Source organism: Marinovum sp. (genome assembly GCF_034669705.1).
GTDB lineage: Bacteria > Pseudomonadota > Alphaproteobacteria > Rhodobacterales > Rhodobacteraceae > Marinovum.
This window is the reverse complement of record NZ_JAXMOR010000015.1, coordinates 28,220-45,334: the sequence shown is the minus strand read 5'-3', so window position 1 is coordinate 45,334 and position 17,115 is coordinate 28,220. Positions and strand designations below refer to the sequence as shown.

Here is a 17,115-nt window from a genome sequence, read left to right as displayed (position 1 = left end):
CGGGACGCGAGAACTCTCGCCGCGCGATCGTCACACCCGCACGATCACAGCCCCTTGGCCAGCCGGTCAAACGCCGCCAGCCGTCCGATCAGCGCTTCCATCTGGTCGACCGGGATCATGTTCGGCCCGTCAGAGGGCGCGGTGTCGGGGTCCTCATGGGTCTCGATGAAGAGCGCCGCGACGCCCACCGCCACCGCCGCCCGTGCCAGCACCGGGGCGAACTCGCGCTGGCCGCCCGAGGTGGTGCCCTGGCCGCCCGGCTGCTGCACCGAATGGGTGGCGTCAAAGACCACCGGGTAACCGGTCCGCGCCATCGTCGGCAGGCCACGGAAATCGCTCACCAGCGTATTGTAACCGAACGAGGTGCCGCGGTCGCAGAGCATGATCCGCCCGTTGCCGGTCGAGGCGATCTTCTCGGCGACGTTGCCCATGTCCCAAGGCGCGAGGAACTGGCCCTTCTTGACGTTGATCGCCGCGCCGGTCTCGCCCGCGGCCAGCAACAAGTCGGTCTGACGGCACAGGAAAGCGGGGATCTGCAGCACGTCGACCGCCTCGGCCGCAGGCGCGCAATGGGCCTCGGAATGCACGTCGGTCAGCACCGGGCAGCCGAATTCGTCGCGGATCTTCGACAGGATCGTGAGCCCCTCCTCCATCCCCAGCCCCCTCTGGGTCGAGATCGAGGAGCGGTTGGCCTTGTCGTAGCTGGCCTTGAAGATGAACTTCGTGCCGGTCGGAGCGCAGGCTTCGGCGATCTTCTCGGCCATCATCCGCGCGTGGTCGTGGCTTTCCAGCTGGCAGGGCCCGGTGATCAGCGCGAAGGGGTCATTGGCGCTGATGGCGATCTCGCCGATGGTGACGGTTCTTGCTTCGGTCATTGCTCTTTCAGCACCTTTTCGATCCGCGCCACGTCGGCGGGGTTGTTCAACTCCCAGAACATCCGGCCCCGGGCTTCGACCACGACGCAGCGCACCGGCACGCCGTGCACCAGAAAGCGCAGTTGCTCCAGCCCCTCCAGCGTCTCGAGCCGGCTGACGCCCCAGAAGGTATAGGAGCGCAGCGCCTCGGGCCGGTAGGCGTAGACGCCGACGTGGTGATAGACCGGGATGTCGCGCTCGGGCACCTTGGCCGGATCGATATAGGGCACGATCTCCTTGGAGAAATAGAGCGCCCGGTGATCCTCGCCAAAGACCGCGGTGGTGCCGCCGACGCGGCCGTTCTGGCGGTCCTCGACGAACATCTCATAGGTCGCAGGATCGCATTGCAGCACCGGGGTGGCCATCTGCGCGCCGGGGTCGGATTTCATCGCCGCGATCAGCTCTTCGACGAACCACGGCGGGGTCAACGGCGCATCGCCCTGAAAGTTCACCACCAGGTCGGCCTTGACCGCGCCCGAGGCCACCGCCTCGGCGCAGCGGGCGGTGCCATTCTCGGCCTCCGGCGAGGTCATGATCACCGAAGCGCCGAAGCCCTCAGAGGCGGCACGGATGCGCTCGTCATCGGTGACCACATGCACCTCGTCGACACCGGCGATCTGGCCGGCGGCCTCCCACGACATCTGGATCAGGCTCTTGGTGCTGCCGTCCTTCTGGGTCAGCTCGGCCAGCGGCTTGCCGGGATAGCGGGCCGAGGCATAGCGGGCGGGAATGAGGATAACGGTTTTCATGCAACACCTGCGCGCAGAACATCATGGATATGGAGAATGCCGACCGGTCGGTCATCGTCATCGACGACCATCAGCGCGCCGATCTTGCGTTCGTTGAGCAGCGCCAGCGCCTGGGCGGCAAAGACCTCCGGCGTCACCGTCACCGGGTTGCGGCTGGCCAGCTCGCCGGCGGTCATCTTCATCAGCCCCGCCATGTTGCGCCGCAGGTCACCATCCGAGATCACGCCCACCAGCCGCTCGCCGTCGACCACCGCGGCGATGCCAAAGCTTTTGGAGGTCATGGTGATCAGCACGTCGGCCATCGCCATGTCGGCGGGCACCAGCGGCAGCATGTCCGGCCCGTGCATCAGGTCGGAGACGCGGGAAAGCTGCGCGCCGAGCTTGCCGCCGGGGTGGAAGACCTGAAAATCCTCGGAACCGAAGCCACGCAGCTCCATCACCGCCACCGCCACCGCGTCTCCCAGCGCCAGAGTCAGCGTGGTCGAGGTGGTGGGGGCGAGGCCCATGGGGCAGGCTTCGGGCAGTTTCGGCAAGGTCAGCTTGAAATCGGCCGCCTGCATCAGGGTGCTGTTCGGGTTCGAGGAGATGCCGATCATCGGGATCGAGAACCGCCGCGTGTGCAGCAGGATGTCGCGCAGCTCTGCGGTCTCGCCGGAGTTCGAGATCAGCAGGCAGACATCATGCTTGGTGATCATGCCCAGATCGCCGTGGCTCGCCTCCGAGGCATGCACGAAGTACGATGGCGTGCCGGTCGAGGCCAGCGTGGCCGAGATCTTGCGGCCAATATGGCCCGACTTGCCGATGCCCGAGACGATCACACGCCCCTCGAGCCCGGCCAGTAGATGCGCCACCGCGTCGAAATCCGGCGGCAGCGCCTTTGAAAGCGCCATCAGCGCCTCGGCCTCGGTCTGCAACACCCGGCGTCCGGTCTCTGCCACCGCCGCGATCTCCGCCGCCTGTCTGCTCATGCTGCCGCCTTCATCCGTGAATTTGCCCCCGGATACACCTTTGCCGCCCGCCGCGCCAGTCCGTGCCGCTGCCGTCACCGTCAGCCTCCCTGGCCAAAGATCGCCGCGGCGTGATCGGCCATGTAGATTCGCATCCACGGCGTATAGGTCTCCGGCGCCTCGGCAATCTCGGCGATCAGCGCCGCGCGGGTCATCCAGCGCACCGCCTGCACCTCTTCGGGGTTGGGATTGACCGGCAGGTCGCGGCTGGCCTCGACGGTGAAGATCTCGACCACCTCATGCTCGGTCAGCCCGCCGCCGACATCGGCGCGGTATTCCGCCTGGTGCCGCCAGACCGGCGTGACCGCGGTGATCCCCAGCTCCTGCTCCAGCCGGCGCACCGCGCAGGCCTCGGCCGGCTCGCCCCAGAGCGGATGGGTGCAGCAGGTGTTGGCCCAGAGCCCCGGCGTGTGGTACTTGCCTGCCGCCCGCTGCTGGATCAGCACCGCGTCGCCCGCCAGCACGAAGACCGAGACCGCCTTGTGCCTGAGGCCGCGCTGGTGCGCCTCGAGCTTGCCCACCGGGGTGAGGTTTCCGTCGACCCAGGCGGGCACCATGTCTTCCATCCTGCCCTCCTGCGGCGATCCTAGGCGCGGGCCGCACCCCGGCGGGGCGCGGCATCTTGTCCGCCCGCCTACCCTCTCGCGCCCAGTAAAATCAAGGCTCCGGAGCGCGCTGCGCCGGGATTTGCCAAAACGTCGCGCTTGACCTCGGCGGGGCGAACATATGTCCTTGCCGCAAAAGCCGAGGAGACCTGACCGATGAAAACCCTAGCCCTGACATCGCTGCTGAGCATGGCGCTGGCCCTGCCGGCGCTGGCCGAGAGCCATGGCCTCGACCTGACCGCCACCGGCGACGCCGCCGCCGGCGAAAAGGCGTTTCGCAAGTGCCAGTCCTGCCACGTGGTGATGGATGACGCCGGCGAAGTGCTGGCCGGCAAGAAGGCCAAGACCGGCCCCAACCTCTATGGCGTGGTCGGCCGTGCCGCAGGCCAGGTCGCGGATTTCCGCTATGGCAAGGACATGATCGCCGCCGGCGAGGCCGGGCTGGTGTTCGACGAGGCGCATTTCGTGGCCTATGTGATGGACCCGAAAGCCGCCGTTCAGGAGGCCACCGGAGATGGCTCGGCGCGTTCCAAGATGAGCTTCCGGGTGCGCAAGGAAGACGAGGCCCGCGACCTCTATACCTTCCTCAAGGAGATCGGCCCGGATACCGCCGGCGGCAGCTGAGCCCGGTTACCGATTGTTGCAATTGTGATGCGCCGCAGCGGCGCATCGCCCATCCGGCCGCGCCAGACGCTCGACTTTCAACGGCGCTCTGTCACATTCGGCCCATGTTGAACGCCGTCTCCCCCGCCCTGCCTGACCTGACCCTGACGAACGCCCGGATCGTCCTGCCCGATGGCGTGGCGCATGGCGCGCTGCAGGTCCGCGACGGGCGGATCACCGCGATCGAGCGCGCCACCGAAAACGCTCCGGGCCACGCCACGGACAGCCCCCCTGACGGGGGTGTCCTCGACTGCGCCGGCGATCTGCTGATCCCCGGGCTGATCGAACTGCACACCGACAATCTCGAACGTCACATGCAGCCGCGCCCCGGCGTCGACTGGCCGCATATGGCCGCCATCCTCGCGCATGATGCCGAGCTGGCCTCGACCGGAATCACCACCGTGTTCGACGCCATGCGCGTGGGCTCGATCCTCGCCACCGGCCAGAACCGCTATCGCGCCTACGCCCGCGCGCTGTCGCAGGAGCTGCTGTCGATCCGCGCCGCGGGGCTGCTCAAGATCAGCCACTTCCTGCACCTGCGCGCCGAGGTCTGCTCGGAGACGCTGACCGAGGAGCTCGAGGCCTTTGCGCCCGAGGACCGGGTCGGCATCCTGTCGATCATGGATCACACGCCGGGCCAGCGGCAGTTCCGCGATCTGGAGAAATTCCGCCACTACGTGCGCGGCAAGCACGGTCTGACCGAGGCACAGCTTGCCGACCACGTGGCACATCTTACCGCCACCCGCGCCCGGCTGGGTGCCGCACATGAGGCGGCGGCGGTGGCCCATGCCCGCCGGCTGGGCGCGGTGCTGGCCAGCCATGACGACACCACCGCCGCGCAGGTCGGGGTGAGCCACGGCCACGGGGTGCGGCTGGCCGAGTTTCCCACCACCCGCGAGGCCGCAGAGGCCTGCCGCGCCGGTGATATCGCGGTGATGATGGGCGCGCCGAACCTGATCCGCGGCGGCTCGCACTCCGGCAATGTCGCGGCGGGCGACCTCGCCCGGTCCGGGCTGCTCGACATCCTGTCATCGGATTACGTGCCCTCGTCGCTGCTGACCGCCGCCTTCCGGCTGGCCGACCTCTGGGACGACCTGCCGCGCGCGATCCGCACCGTCACCGCCGCCCCGGCCGAGGCCGCCGGCCTGACCGACCGCGGCCGCATCGCGCCGGGGCTGCTGGCCGATCTGGTGCGGGTCCACACCGAGGCCGCGGTGCCGGTGGTGCGCGGCGTCTGGAGCCATGGCCGGCAGGTCGCCTGAGCCGCCTCAATGCGTCGCGAACCCGGCCCTGCAGCGCGCCAGGTCCGCATCCGAGGGCTCGGGGCCGGAAAAGGTGCGCACAAATTGACAGAAAGGCACGGTGCCGCCATCGTCGGCGCAAAGAGACAGGAGCTGCCCCATGTCCTCCGATCCGCTTCTCCAACCCTATCAGCTGCGCCATCTGACCCTGCGCAACCGGATCATGACCACTGCGCATGAGCCCGCCTACCCCGAGGACGGCATGCCCAAGGAGCGTTACCGCGCCTATCACGAGGCGCGCGCCAAGGCCGGGGTGGCGCTGGCGATGACCGCCGGATCGGCCTCGGTCTCGCGCGACAGCCCGCCCGCGTTCAACAACGTTCTGGCCTACCGCGACGAGGTGGTGCCCTGGGTCCGCAGGCTCACCGATGCGCTGCACGAACACGGCTGCGCGGCGATGATCCAGCTCACTCACCTCGGCCGCCGCACCGGCTGGAACAAGGGCGACTGGCTGCCTTCGATCGCGCCCGGCCCGCACCGAGAACCGGCGCACAGGGCGTTTCCCAAGCTGATGGAGGATTGGGACATTGCCCGCGTTACCCGCGACTTCGCCGACGCCGCCGAGCGGATGCAGGCCGGCGGCATGGACGGGATCGAACTGGAGTGCTACGGCCACCTGCTCGAGCAGTTCTGGTCGCCGCTGACCAACGGCATGGAGGGCGACTACGGGCTTGCCAGCCTCGACACCCGCCTGCGGTTCTCGCTCGAGGTGCTGGCGGCGATCCGCGAGCGCGTCGGACCGGAGTTCATCGTCGGCGTCCGCTTTACCGCCGACGAGGCCGCACCGGGGGGCACCACCCCGGAAGAGGGGCTGGAGATTGCCCGCATCCTCAAGGTCACGGGCCACGTCGATTTCCTCAACGTGATCCGCGGCCGCATCCACACCGATCCGGCGCTGACCCAGGTGATCCCGCTGCAAGGCATGCCCAGCGCGCCGCATCTGGATTTCGCAGGTGCGGTGCGCGCCGAGACAGGCCTGCCCACCTTTCACGCCGCGCGCATTCCCGACGTCGCCACCGCACGTCATGCGGTCTCGGCCGGGTTGCTCGACATGGTCGGCATGACCCGCGCCCATATCGCCGATCCACAGATCGTGCAGAAGATCGTCGAGGGCCGCGAGCACGACATCCGCCCCTGCGTCGGCGCCACCTATTGCCTCGACCGGATCTACGAGGGCGGCGAGGCGCTGTGCATCCACAACCCGGCCACCGGCCGTGAATTGCAGATCCCGCATGAGATCGCCCCCGCCGCCAGACCCCGCCGGGTGGTGGTGGTCGGCGCTGGCCCGGCCGGGCTCGAGGCCGCGCGGGTGGCGGCCGAGCGCGGCCATCAGGTGACTGTCTTCGAGGCCGCGCCGGACCCCGGCGGCCAGATCCGCCTGACCGCGCAAAGCCCGCGACGGCGCGAGATGATCGGCATCATCGACTGGCGCATGGCGCAATGCGCCGCCCGCGACGTGCGGTTCCAGTTCAACACGCTGGCCGAGGCCGATGACGTCACCGCGCTCGCGCCCGACCTGGTGATCGTGGCCACCGGCGGGCTGCCCAACCTCGCGCTGCTCGAACAGAAAGACGAGCAATTGCTCGCGGTCTCGACCTGGGACATCCTGAGCGGAGACGTCACTCCGGCGGGCGCCGTTCTGGTCTATGACGAGAGCGGCGACCACCCCGGGCTGCAGGCCGCCGAGATGGCGGCCCGCGCCGGCGCGCAGGTCGAGGTGATGACGCCCGACCGCAGCTTTGCCGCGGACATCATGGGGATGAACCTGACGCCCTACATGCGCGCGCTGCAAGAGGCGGGGGCGCGGCTGACGGTGGCCGCACGGCTTCTGAGCCTTGCCCGCGCCGGCAACCGGATCGAGGCCACCATCGGCAGCGATTACACTCCGCGAACCCAGACGGCGCACTACGACCGGGTGGTGATCAACAACGGCACGCGGCCGCTCGACGAGCTCTATTTTGCCCTGCGCGAGGCCTCGGTCAATCGTGGCGAGGTCGACCAGGCGGCGCTGATCGAGGGCCGGCCGCAGACCCTGCGCACCAATCCCGCAGGCCGCTACCAGCTGTTTCGAATCGGCGACGCGGTCGCGCCGCGCAACACCCACGCGGCGATCTATGACGCGCTGCGGCTGATGCGGGTGTCGTGAAACGACGGCGGGGCGGACGTGTCCCTCCGCCCCGCCGTTCAGACTGTGTCCTGCAGGCTCAGCCCAGCACCTTGGCCACCGCCACCCGGGTCTTTTCGGCGACTTCCTCGGCCTCGGCCGGCGTCAGGCAGAACGGCGGCGCAAAGCCCAGGATATCGCCCTGCGGCATGGCCCGGCCGATCACCCCCTGTTCGAGCAGGGCGGCGGCGACGCTCGGACCGATCTTGTCGGCGGGGTCAAAGAACGTGCGGCTGTCGCGGTCCTTGACGAACTCGACCGCGCACATCATGCCCGCGCCGCGCACCTCGCCCACATGGGCATGGTCGCCCACCGCCTCGGCCATCACCTTGTTGAAATAGGCCCCGGTCTCGCCGGCGTTCATGATCAGCCCGAGATCGTCGATCAGCTTGAGATTGGCGACCCCGGCGGCCGCACCGATGGGATGGGCGGAATAGGTCCAGCCGTGGCCGATCGGGCCGTTCTCGTCGGTGCCCTGCTCCAGCACCTTCCACATCCTGTCGGACACGATCGACCCCGACAACGGCGCATAGGCCGAGGTCAGCCCCTTGGCGATGGTGATCAGGTCGGGCTTCAGCCCGTAGTGCTCCGAGCCGAACATGGTGCCGAGACGGCCGAACCCGGTCACCACCTCGTCGGCCACCAGCAGGATGTCATGCTTGTCCAGCACCTCCTGGATCGCGGCCCAATAGCCCTCTGGCGGCGGTACGATGCCCCCCGTACCCAGCACCGGCTCGCCGATGAAGGCGGCGATGGTGTCGGCGCCTTCGCGCGCGATCAGCGCTTCAAGTTCCGAGACGCAATGCGCCACGAACTCCGCCTCGCTCTGACCCAGATCATCGCGGCGGAAATAGTACGGCGCCTCGGTGTGGACCACCTGCGCCAGCGGCAGGTCGAACTTCTTGTGGAACAGCTCCAGCCCGGTCAGCGAGCCGGTCATCAGCCCAGAGCCGTGATAGCCGCGCCAGCGCGATATGATCTTCTTCTTCTCGGGACGGCCGAGGATGTTGTTGTAGTACCAGATCAGCTTGATGTTGGTCTCGTTGGCATCAGAGCCGGACAGGCCGAAATACACCTTCGACATATGGTCCGGCGCCCGGTCGAGGATCATCTTGGCCAGGGTGATCGAAGCCTCTGTGCCATGGCCCACGTAGGAGTGGTAATAGGCCAGCTCATGCGCCTGTTCGGCGATTGCCTCGGCGATCTCCTTGCGGCCGTAGCCGACGTTGACGCAATAGAGCCCGGCAAAGGCATCGAGCAGGCGGTTGCCGTCGCGGTCCTCGATGTGACAGCCGTCGCCGGTGGTCACCACCCGCTGGGCGACATTGCCGCGGGCGAATTCCGCCAGATGGGTGGAGGGGTGAAAGAAGTTCTCCCGGTCCCATTGTTCGAGCATGTCGTTCTTGAGCATCTCTGTCCTTTCCGCGAGCAGCTGCGCCAGCCGCCCGTCAGCATTTCCCTCGGAAAAACGCAGCCCGTCCCGCGGGCCCCGCGCGCGCACCGGACCGCAGCACGGGCGGTCGGACGGCGGCTCGGGCCAGGTGGGCTGCGCCAATACTGGTCGAGCGTTTCACGCCGGATCGGCGATTGCAAGGCGGCTTGGCTCAGCCGATCAGCGCGTCCTTGCGCAGCGGCGATATCAGCCCGGCGCGGCGCAGCGTGGGCACCGGGTACTGCGGATCGGTCAGGAAGCGGTCGAGGGTGAACCCGGGCTCCAGCGCCTGGATCTGGCGCAGGTAGCGGCGCGCGCCCTTGATGTCACCGGCATGGGCGCAGAGCGCCACCAACTGCCGGCGCGGGGTGATGAACCCCGGCGCGGCCAGGCTGGAACGGGCGGCGGCATGACGCGCCTCGTCGAGACGGCCGGCCGAGATGCAGACCAGCGCGTGAAACAGGTCCCAGAGGTGGCTGAGGTCGTCGTCGGGCTCGGCCCGGCGCGCCGCGGTCGAGAGCCTGTAGGCCTCGGCCGGGTTGCCCAGCGCGCTGTGGGCCAGCGCCAGGGTCTGCTGGGCAAAGAGGTTGTACTGGTTGTACTGGATCGCCTGCATCGCAAGGTCGGCCGGGTCCGAAGGGTCAGATTGCAGCCCGATCCGGGTCAGCGCCACCAGCGAGACCGCGAGCGCATTGTCAGGCGCGCTTTCCAGCGCCTGGGCCAGCAGCGCGTCGGTCTCTTCGCGGTCGGCCGGGTCTGCGCCCTGACCGGATTCGTTGAGCTGGGCGATGCGGACAAAGGCCTGCCAGGCCAGGTAGACGCCGTTGCCATCGGCCTCGTAGGCTTGGCGAAAGTATTGCCGTGCCTCCTGCAGCGCGGCCCCGTCGAACTGTGCCATCTTGCGCATCCCGAGGCTGGCATAGCCCGCCGCCGCCGTCTCTGGCCGGTCGAGCGGCACCATGGCCGGCAACCGGTGCAGGATGCGCGACGCGGCCGAATGCGCCAGCCCGGTGATCGTCTCGGCGCTGATCATCTCGGTCACCGGTCCGGCGACGCTGCGGTAGTCCGAGAACATCACCCGCCCGTCGGTGCCGTTCTCGACCCGCAGAAAGGCCACCGCGCGGCCACCGTCCTCGGCCACGTCGCAGCGCACCTCGATATCCGGCATCAGCTCGGCCGGCATCTTCTCGCCCCAGGCGTAGCGCAGCACCGAAAACCGCTCCTCGAGGCTCTTGGCCACCTGGTCGGCGAGGATCTGGCCGGTGATCCGTTCCGCCGCCGGCCCTTCGCCGGCGGGCGCGGTGCGCACCACCAGGCCGATGGTGTCGCGCGGCCGCGCGATCTGCGCCAGCGGCGAGGCGGCCGGGCGCATGTGGCGCACCGCCAGGTCAGCCTTCCACTTGACGAACTCCGGGTCGCGCACGGTCAGCCCCTCGAACATCTCGCGATCCGCGCGCACAAGCCCGCCGGCGGGGTCGAGGTCGGTGCGCACCCGCTTGGGGTCGAGCCAGGCATTCAGCCGGCTGGCCTGAAAGAGCGGGACCGCCTCGTCTGGCAGGGCGGCGCGGATCTGGCTCAGGGTCTGGCGCAGGCTGCCGCTGGCTTGGGTCTGCGACCGGTCGCTCCAGAGCTTGTCCTCGAGCCAGCGGCGGCCGCGACGCATGTCCTGTGCCGAGGCCAGCAGCGCCAGCACCGCGCGCGCCTTGGAGCCACGCGGCGTTACATCGCGCCCGTCGGGCGCAAGCACGGAAAACGTGCCGAAAAATCTTATCTCGTAAATGCCAGCCACCTGCCCGCCCTCAAATACCTGCGGTATTGTTGGCGTTTGTCGCACGGTTCTGCCAGCGAGCCTACGCAATCCGCGCGTGAAAAAATCGTTAAATCAAGTATTTCCGGGCTTCCGAGGCCGCCCAGGCGTAATCCCTGCGTCAGACAGCCGGCGGAAGTGCCGCGTATTCAGGCGCGCATCCGGTCATTGCCGGGGTCGTACATCGGCCGCGATGACACTTCTGCCGGCACCCGCCTGCCGGCGACGTCGATCTCGTAGCGCGAGGCTTTCAGCCCCGCCAGACTTTCGCCCGTGCAGGGCACATAGCCCAGGCCGATGGCGCCGCCAAGATGGTGGCCGTAGGCGCCGGAAGAAAGGTAGCCCACGATCTGGCCGTCGCGCAGGATCGGCTCGTTGTGATAGAGCAGCGGCTCGGGGTCGGTCAGGCGGAACTGCAGCAGGCGCCGGTCGAGCCCGGTGTCGCGCTTGCGCAGCACCGCGTCGCGGCCGATGAACGCGGGCTTGTCTGTCTTGACGGCAAAGCCAAGGCCCGCCTCGAGCACGTGATCCTCGCAGGTGATGTCATGGCCGAAGTGGCGGAAGGCCTTTTCGATCCGGGCGCAGTCCATCATGTGCAACCCGCAGAGCTTCAGCCCATGGTCCTGCCCCGCCTCGTGCAGCACCTCGAAGACATGCGCCGCCATGTCGGTGCTGACGTAGATCTCCCAGCCCAGTTCGCCGACATAGGAGACCCGGTGCGCGCGGGCCAGCCCCATGCCGATCTCGATCTCCTGCGCGGTGCCGAAGGGATTGACCGCATTGGAGAAATCATTCGGAGAGACAGCTTGCAGCAGAGCACGCGCCCGCGGCCCCATCACAGCCAGAACGCCCTCGGCTGCGGTCATGTCGGTGATGGTGACGCGGTGGTCGCCGAGGTGACGGCGCAGCCAGGTCTCGTCGGCGAGACGCGTGGCCGCAGGGGTGACGACGAGGTAGGTGGTCTCGGTGAGGCGAGTGACGGTGACGTCGGCCTCGATGCCGCCCCTTGAGTTGAGAAACTGGGTGTAGACGATGCGGCCCCGCGCGACACTCATGTCATTGCTGCAGACGTGGTTCAGGAAAGCTTCGGCGTCCGGGCCTTCGACGCGCAGCTTGCCGAAGGAGGTCATGTCGTACATGCCGACGTTGGTGCGGACGGCCTGCACCTCTTCGGCAACGTTGTCGAAGAAGTTCTGGCGCTTCCAGGAATAGTCGTAGGCGCGCTCCTGCCCGGCTCGGGCGAACCAGTTGGCGCGTTCCCAGCCGGCAAGCTCGCCAAAGACCGCGCCTTGGGCCGCCAGATGCGCATGAAACGGCGAGCGGCGGATGCCGCGGGCGGTGGCTTTCTGGCGGTACGGGTAGTGGTCGGCGTAGAGCAGGCCGAGGGTCTCTTTCGACCGCTCGAAGAGGTAGTGGCGGTTGTTCTGCACCGGGGCCATGCGGGCGATATCGACATCGCCGAGGTCGAAGGGTTTCTCGCCGGTCTGCATCCAGTCCGCCAGCGCCATGCCGGCACCGCCCGCCGACTGGATGCCGATGGAGTTGAAGCCGGCGGCGACCCAGACATTGTCCATCCCGGGGCAGAGCCCAAGGTGATAGGCGTCGTCAGGGGTAAAGCTCTCGGGGCCGTTGAAGAAGGTGTGGATGCCGGCCTCGGCCAGCATCGGCAGGCGGTTGACGGCGGCCTCGAGGATCGGCTCGAAGTGGTCGAAATCTTGCGGAAGCTGGTCGAACTCGAAGCTCTCGGGGATGCCCGCCATGCCCCAGGGTTTCGACACCGGCTCAAAGGCGCCGAGCAGGATCTTGCCGGCATCCTCCTTGTAATAGGCGCATTCGTCCGGCACCCGCAGCACCGGCAGCTGGGTCAGCCCGGCGATCGGCTCTGAGACGATGTAGAAATGTTCGCAGGCCTGCAGCGGCACATTCGTGCCGAGCATCGCGCCGACCTCGCGGCCCCACATGCCGGCGCAGTTGATCACCTGCTCGCAGGCGATATGGCCACTCTCTGCCCCGCTCTGCCAGTCGATGCCGGTGATCCGCGCGCCCTGCCGCGTGACACCGGTGGCCTTGGTCCGCTCGGCAATCACCGCGCCGCGCTGACGCGCGCCCTTGGCCAGTGCCAGTGCGATATTGCCCGGATCGCCCTGACCGTCCTTTGGCAGATAGACGCCGCCGGTCACGCCCGCGAGGTTGAGATGCGCGTAGCGCCGGCCGATCTCCTCCGGTCCGATCTCCTCGATCTCGACGCCGAAGGCGCGGGCCATGGCGGCGGAGCGCTTGAGCTCTTCCATCCGCTCGCCGGTCAGCGCCACGGTGATCGAGCCCACGCGTTTGAAGCCGGTGGCCAGGCCGGTCTCCTCCTCCAGCGCGCCGTAGAGCTCCTGGCTGTATTTCGCCAGCCGGGTCATGTTGGCGGTGGCGCGGAGCTGCGCGATCAGGCCGGCGGCGTGCCATGTGGTGCCCGAGGTCAACTGCTTGCGTTCGAGCAGCACCACATCCCGCCAGCCCAGCCTGGTCAGGTGGTAGGCAACGGAGCAGCCGATGATGCCACCGCCGATAATGACGGCGCGGGCCTGTGAGGGGAGATGCGGCATGGGGTTTGGTCCTTGGCGGGCCGGGTTTCGGGGGCGCTGCCCCCGGACCCCCGGGAATATCTTCGGCCAGAAGTAGGATCAGGTGAGGGTGTGACCCCTGGCCTTCAGGCGGTGGGCGATCTCGGCGATATGGGCGGGACCGACCTCGCAGCAGCCGCCGAGGATGCTGGCGCCGTGGTCGAGCCATCCAAGGGCGTGATCGGCGTAGGGTTCCGGCCCCATGTCGCGCCGCGCCGAGAGCGCGTCGACGGTGGGGTTGGCCTTGAGGAAATCCTTGGTGATCTGGGTGAAGCCGTTGGCATAGGCGCCCGTCGGCAGGTCGGCGGAGGCCATGGCGTCGAGCGCGGCGGGCATCGCCTCTGGTGCGGAACAATTGGCGAGGATCGCGGCAGCCCCGAGGTCTGCGGCGCGGCGCGCGGCCTCGCGGACCGGCTCGCCGGAGCGCAGGCGGCGGCCATCTTCATCATCGACCGTGCAGGCCAGCCAGACGGGTTTGCCGCAAGGGACCGTGGCGGTGAGGATGTCGCTGGCATGGGCCAGAGAGGCCACGGTCTCGCAGATCATCAGGTCGACGCGGGGGGCGTGCAGCGCGGCGATCTCGCGATAGATCGCCTGTGCCGTCTCGGGGTCGGGATGCAGATCGGGGCGGTAGGAGGCACCGATCGGGCCGAGGGCGCCGGCGATGCGGCCGGAGCCATGCGCCGCGCGGGCGGTTTCCGCCTCGGTCAGGGCGCGGTCGTGCAGATCGGCGAACTGGTCCTCGATGCCAGCGTGGATCAGCCGGTCGCGCAGGATGGCATAGGTGTTGGCGGTGGCCAGGGTGGCGCCGGCGGCAAAGAAATCCGCGTGCACCTGCGCCACCAGCCCGGGATGGTCGCGCATGACCTGGGTCGACCAGAGCGCCGTCGGACGGTCGCCAGCGCGCTGCACCAGCTCCTGTCCCATGCCGCCGTCGAGAAGTGTGATCTCGGTCATCTGATCCCCCTGAGTGCGTGTTTGACGATGATCTTGTGCGGGATGAGCACCACGGCAAGATAGAGCCGCCCGGCCCAATGGTTGACCCAGATCGAGGTGGTCAGGCTGGCGCGGCCGCCCGCCGTCTCGGTCAGGATGGTGAAGGTGAGGTGCCTGTCGGGAAGGCCCACTTCGTAAGCCTCCGGCGTTTCCCGCAAAACCGGCAGCGAGAGCATCAGCGCCTTGCCGGCGCCCTCACCTGTGCCCGCGCCCCAGTTGGTGAGCCCGAATCGCGCCACCACCCGGTGGCGCAGGCGCATGGCCGTGCTGACCCAGCCGCGCAGTCGCAAGAAGCCATCCTCATAGGACTGGCGCGCGGTGGCGATGCGTGGCGGGATCGGGCCGGAGGGACTGTCCTGCCAGTCTGGCGGGCCGTCCGGGCGGGCGAAGGTCATGCGCGGATCCTTTCGTTCTTCGGATCCCAAAGCGGGGCGTCGGGCTGGACCTCTGCCTTGCAACGCTGTCCATAGATGTCGACTTCGAGCAGGGTGCCGGGGTCGGTCAGGTCGGCGCGCAGCATGGCCAGCGCGATCGAGCCGTCGACCCGGTAGCCCCAACCGCCCGAGGTGACCTCGCCCACCACCTCGTCGCCGCTCCAGATGGTGGCCATGTAGGGGGCGTCGCTGTCCTTGGCGTCGATCTTTAGGGCGACGCAGCGCTTGGCGGAGCCCTGTTGGCGCTCGGCCTCCAGTGCGGGTTTGCCGGGGAAGTCCTTGGACCAGTCGATGAAGCGGTCGAGGCCGCCTTCCAACAGGGAATAATCGGTGGAGAGATCGCCCTTCCAGGCGCGGTAGCCTTTTTCCAGCCGCAGGGAATTGAGGGCATACATGCCGAAGGGTCTGGCCCCGGCCCCCGTGACCGCGTCCCAGATGGCGGGGGCGTCCTCGGGGGCACAGTGGATTTCCCAGCCGAGTTCACCGGCAAAGGAGACGCGGATCAGGGCGCAGGGTTTGCCCGCCACGGTGCCTTCGAAGCTGACCGAGAGCCAGGGTTTCGACAGGTCGTGGCCTTGCGCGAGGGGCGCGAGGATGTCGCGGGCTTTCGGTCCGGTGACCAGCAGGCATTCGACCTTGTCGGAGTGATCGGTGACGGTGATGCCCTCGGGGGCTTGGCGCGAGAGGTGCTCGGCGTCGTGCCATTGCGCGGTGGCGGCGGTGATCAGGCCGATCTCGTCGGGGCCATGAACCATGGCGGACATCTCGGTGACGATGCGCCCGCGAGTGTCGGGGAAGTAGACGAGGCCGATGCGGCCCTCTTTCGGCAGGCGCGAGGCGGTGAGGCCATCGACGAAGTCCTTCGCGCCGGGGCCTTCGACCTTGAGACGCGTGAAGCCGGAAATGGCGAGGATGCCGCAGTGGTCGCGGACGGCTTCGCATTCTTCCTTGACGCGCGGGGCCCAGGGGCCGTTGCGCTCCCAGCTCTGGGTGGCCGCCTCGGAAATGTCGTCGCCGTCCTTCGCGAACCAGTTGGCGCGTTCCCAGCCGTTGTAGGCGCCGAACTGGGCGCCGGCCTTTTCAAGCCGCGCGTGCAGGGGGGAGAGCCGTTTGCCACGGCCGGCGGGCCAGCTATGGTGCGGGAAGTGCATGGCGTATTCGTGGCCGTAGGTCTCGATCGCCTTGGCATCGGCGTAGTCCTGATCGGCATAACCGGTGAACCGGCGTGGATCGACGGCCCACATGTCCCACTCGGTCTGCCCCTCGGTGACCCATTCCGCCAGCACCTTGCCCGCGCCCCCTGCCTGCGTGATGCCGAAGGTGAAGACGCAGGCCTCATAGGCATCGGGCACCCCCGGCATCGGCCCGATCAGTGGCAGGCCATCAGGGGCATAGGGGATCGGCCCGTTGATCACCCGACCGACGCCGGAGGCGCCGAGGATCGGCACCCGCGCCATGGCATCCTCGATGTACCACTCCAGCCGTTCGAGATCATCGGGGTAGAGCTGGAACGAGAAATCGTCGGGCATCGGATCGTCGGGCGTGACCCAATGCGCCTTGCAGTTGCGCTCGTAGGGGCCGAGGTTGAGACCGAACTTCTCCTGCCGCAGATAGTAGGAGCTGTCGACGTCGCGCAGGAGCGGCAGCTTGCCGTGCTGTTTCGACCACGCTTCCAGCGCGGCCACCGGCTCGGTCAGGAAATACTGGTGGGACATCACCGTCATCGGAACGGTGCGGCCGCCGTAAGGCTTGAACCACTCGCCCACCCTTTGCGCATAGTAGCCGGCGGCGTTGACCACCTTTTCGCAGGTGATGTCGCCCTTGTCGGTGTGCACGATCCATTGGCCGTTCTTGCGGGTCACGCCGGTGGCCGGGCAGAACCGCTCGATCCGCGCACCGGCGTGGCGCGCGCCGCGCGCCAGCGCCTGGGTCAGCTGTGCCGGGTCGATATCGCCATCGTCGGGATCATAAAGCGCGCCGGCCAGGTCATGGGTTTCGAGAAACGGATAGCGGTCCTTGAGGTCGGCAACCTGCATCATTTCCAGCGAGAGGCCCTGATAGTTGCCCATGCTGCGGGCGCGCTCGAATTCCATCACCCGCTCCCTGCTGTGCCCCAGCCGGATCGAGCCGGTGACATGGTAGTTCATCGGGTAATCCACCTCCTCCGACAGGCGGCGGTAGAGCTCCAGCGAATAGCGCTGCATGTTCATCACCGCCCAACTGGTCGAGAACGACGGACAATTGCCAGCGGCATGCCAGGTGCTGCCGGCGGTCAGTTCGTTTTTCTCCAGCAGCACCACGTCCCATCCCGCGCGCGCGATGTGATAGGCGCAAGAGGCGCCGACCGCGCCGCCGCCGATGATGACCACGCGGGCTTGGGTGGGGAAATCGCTCATGGGGTCACCTCCTTGCGGCTGGCTGGCAGGACCGG

At 68.1% G+C, this 17,115-nt stretch carries 13 protein-coding genes; 3 read left to right on the top strand and 10 right to left on the bottom strand.

Features of this window, described 5'->3' with window-relative positions:
• Positions 1-44 precede the first annotated feature (44 nt).
• The 4 genes from kdsA to idi all read right to left on the bottom strand — a co-directional run bounded on the left by kdsA (position 45) and on the right by idi (position 3,236).
• Complete coding sequence (gene kdsA / locus VOI27_RS12145) at positions 45-875, bottom strand: 3-deoxy-8-phosphooctulonate synthase (protein ID WP_323765614.1); 831 nt, start codon at positions 873-875, stop codon at positions 45-47.
• A complete protein-coding gene (locus VOI27_RS12140; RefSeq protein WP_323765613.1) occupies positions 872-1,663 on the bottom strand; it encodes a manno-octulosonate cytidylyltransferase in 792 nt (263 codons plus the stop codon). Before VOI27_RS12140 ends, kdsA begins: the two co-directional genes overlap by 4 nt.
• Complete coding sequence (locus VOI27_RS12135; protein WP_323765612.1) at positions 1,660-2,631, bottom strand: KpsF/GutQ family sugar-phosphate isomerase; 972 nt, start codon at positions 2,629-2,631, stop codon at positions 1,660-1,662. Before VOI27_RS12135 ends, VOI27_RS12140 begins: the two co-directional genes overlap by 4 nt.
• An 80-nt stretch (positions 2,632-2,711) precedes the next feature.
• On the bottom strand, positions 2,712-3,236 hold the full coding sequence (idi, locus tag VOI27_RS12130) for an isopentenyl-diphosphate delta-isomerase (RefSeq protein WP_323765611.1): 525 nt from the start codon (positions 3,234-3,236) through the stop codon (positions 2,712-2,714).
• Positions 3,237-3,431: 195 nt separating this feature from the next.
• Between idi and VOI27_RS12125 the strand changes: the two genes are divergently transcribed.
• The 3 genes from VOI27_RS12125 to VOI27_RS12115 all read left to right on the top strand — a co-directional run bounded on the left by VOI27_RS12125 (position 3,432) and on the right by VOI27_RS12115 (position 7,385).
• Positions 3,432-3,899 (top strand): cytochrome C, encoded by a 468-nt coding sequence (locus VOI27_RS12125; protein WP_323765610.1) that lies wholly within the window; start codon positions 3,432-3,434, stop codon positions 3,897-3,899.
• Between the two features lie 104 nt (positions 3,900-4,003).
• The gene (locus VOI27_RS12120; RefSeq protein ID WP_323765609.1) at positions 4,004-5,200 is read left to right on the top strand and encodes an alpha-D-ribose 1-methylphosphonate 5-triphosphate diphosphatase; all 1,197 of its coding nucleotides are present in this window, start codon (positions 4,004-4,006) and stop codon (positions 5,198-5,200) included.
• A 139-nt stretch (positions 5,201-5,339) separates the two neighbouring features.
• On the top strand, positions 5,340-7,385 hold the full coding sequence (locus VOI27_RS12115) for an NADH:flavin oxidoreductase (protein WP_323765608.1): 2,046 nt from the start codon (positions 5,340-5,342) through the stop codon (positions 7,383-7,385).
• 58 nt (positions 7,386-7,443) lie between these two features.
• Here the strand turns inward: VOI27_RS12115 and VOI27_RS12110 are convergent, their stop codons facing one another.
• From VOI27_RS12110 to VOI27_RS12085, 6 genes are all read right to left on the bottom strand, one after another.
• Entirely contained in the window at positions 7,444-8,814 is a 1,371-nt protein-coding gene (locus VOI27_RS12110) for an aspartate aminotransferase family protein (RefSeq protein ID WP_323765607.1), read from the bottom strand.
• Between the two features lie 193 nt (positions 8,815-9,007).
• Positions 9,008-10,624: a hypothetical protein gene (locus VOI27_RS12105; RefSeq protein WP_323765606.1), complete on the bottom strand. Its 1,617-nt coding sequence runs from the start codon at positions 10,622-10,624 to the stop codon at positions 9,008-9,010.
• 167 nt (positions 10,625-10,791) lie between these two features.
• Positions 10,792-13,236 (bottom strand): FAD-dependent oxidoreductase, encoded by a 2,445-nt coding sequence (locus VOI27_RS12100; protein WP_323765605.1) that lies wholly within the window; start codon positions 13,234-13,236, stop codon positions 10,792-10,794.
• Positions 13,237-13,314: 78 nt separating this feature from the next.
• A complete protein-coding gene (locus tag VOI27_RS12095; protein WP_323765604.1) occupies positions 13,315-14,211 on the bottom strand; it encodes a homocysteine S-methyltransferase family protein in 897 nt (298 codons plus the stop codon).
• Positions 14,208-14,645: a DUF2867 domain-containing protein gene (locus VOI27_RS12090; RefSeq protein ID WP_323765603.1), complete on the bottom strand. Its 438-nt coding sequence runs from the start codon at positions 14,643-14,645 to the stop codon at positions 14,208-14,210. Before VOI27_RS12090 ends, VOI27_RS12095 begins: the two co-directional genes overlap by 4 nt.
• On the bottom strand, positions 14,642-17,080 hold the full coding sequence (locus tag VOI27_RS12085) for an FAD-dependent oxidoreductase (RefSeq protein ID WP_323765602.1): 2,439 nt from the start codon (positions 17,078-17,080) through the stop codon (positions 14,642-14,644). The genes VOI27_RS12090 and VOI27_RS12085 overlap by 4 nt, the downstream gene beginning before the upstream one ends.
• Between the last annotated feature and the right edge of the window lie 35 nt (positions 17,081-17,115).

What these genes read in the sequence shown, in the direction of transcription:
- kdsA (WP_323765614.1), bottom strand. Translation starts at nt 875, where the DNA reads ATGACCGAAGCAAGAACCGTCACCATCGGCGAGATCGCCATCAGCGCC.
- VOI27_RS12140 (WP_323765613.1), bottom strand. Translation starts at nt 1,663, where the DNA reads ATGAAAACCGTTATCCTCATTCCCGCCCGCTATGCCTCGGCCCGCTAT.
- VOI27_RS12135 (WP_323765612.1), bottom strand. Translation starts at nt 2,631, where the DNA reads ATGAGCAGACAGGCGGCGGAGATCGCGGCGGTGGCAGAGACCGGACGC.
- idi (WP_323765611.1), bottom strand. Translation starts at nt 3,236, where the DNA reads ATGGAAGACATGGTGCCCGCCTGGGTCGACGGAAACCTCACCCCGGTG.
- VOI27_RS12125 (WP_323765610.1), top strand. Translation starts at nt 3,432, where the DNA reads ATGAAAACCCTAGCCCTGACATCGCTGCTGAGCATGGCGCTGGCCCTG.
- VOI27_RS12120 (WP_323765609.1), top strand. Translation starts at nt 4,004, where the DNA reads ATGTTGAACGCCGTCTCCCCCGCCCTGCCTGACCTGACCCTGACGAAC.
- VOI27_RS12115 (WP_323765608.1), top strand. Translation starts at nt 5,340, where the DNA reads ATGTCCTCCGATCCGCTTCTCCAACCCTATCAGCTGCGCCATCTGACC.
- VOI27_RS12110 (WP_323765607.1), bottom strand. Translation starts at nt 8,814, where the DNA reads ATGCTCAAGAACGACATGCTCGAACAATGGGACCGGGAGAACTTCTTT.
- VOI27_RS12100 (WP_323765605.1), bottom strand. Translation starts at nt 13,236, where the DNA reads ATGCCGCATCTCCCCTCACAGGCCCGCGCCGTCATTATCGGCGGTGGC.
- VOI27_RS12095 (WP_323765604.1), bottom strand. Translation starts at nt 14,211, where the DNA reads ATGACCGAGATCACACTTCTCGACGGCGGCATGGGACAGGAGCTGGTG.
- VOI27_RS12090 (WP_323765603.1), bottom strand. Translation starts at nt 14,645, where the DNA reads ATGACCTTCGCCCGCCCGGACGGCCCGCCAGACTGGCAGGACAGTCCC.
- VOI27_RS12085 (WP_323765602.1), bottom strand. Translation starts at nt 17,080, where the DNA reads ATGAGCGATTTCCCCACCCAAGCCCGCGTGGTCATCATCGGCGGCGGC.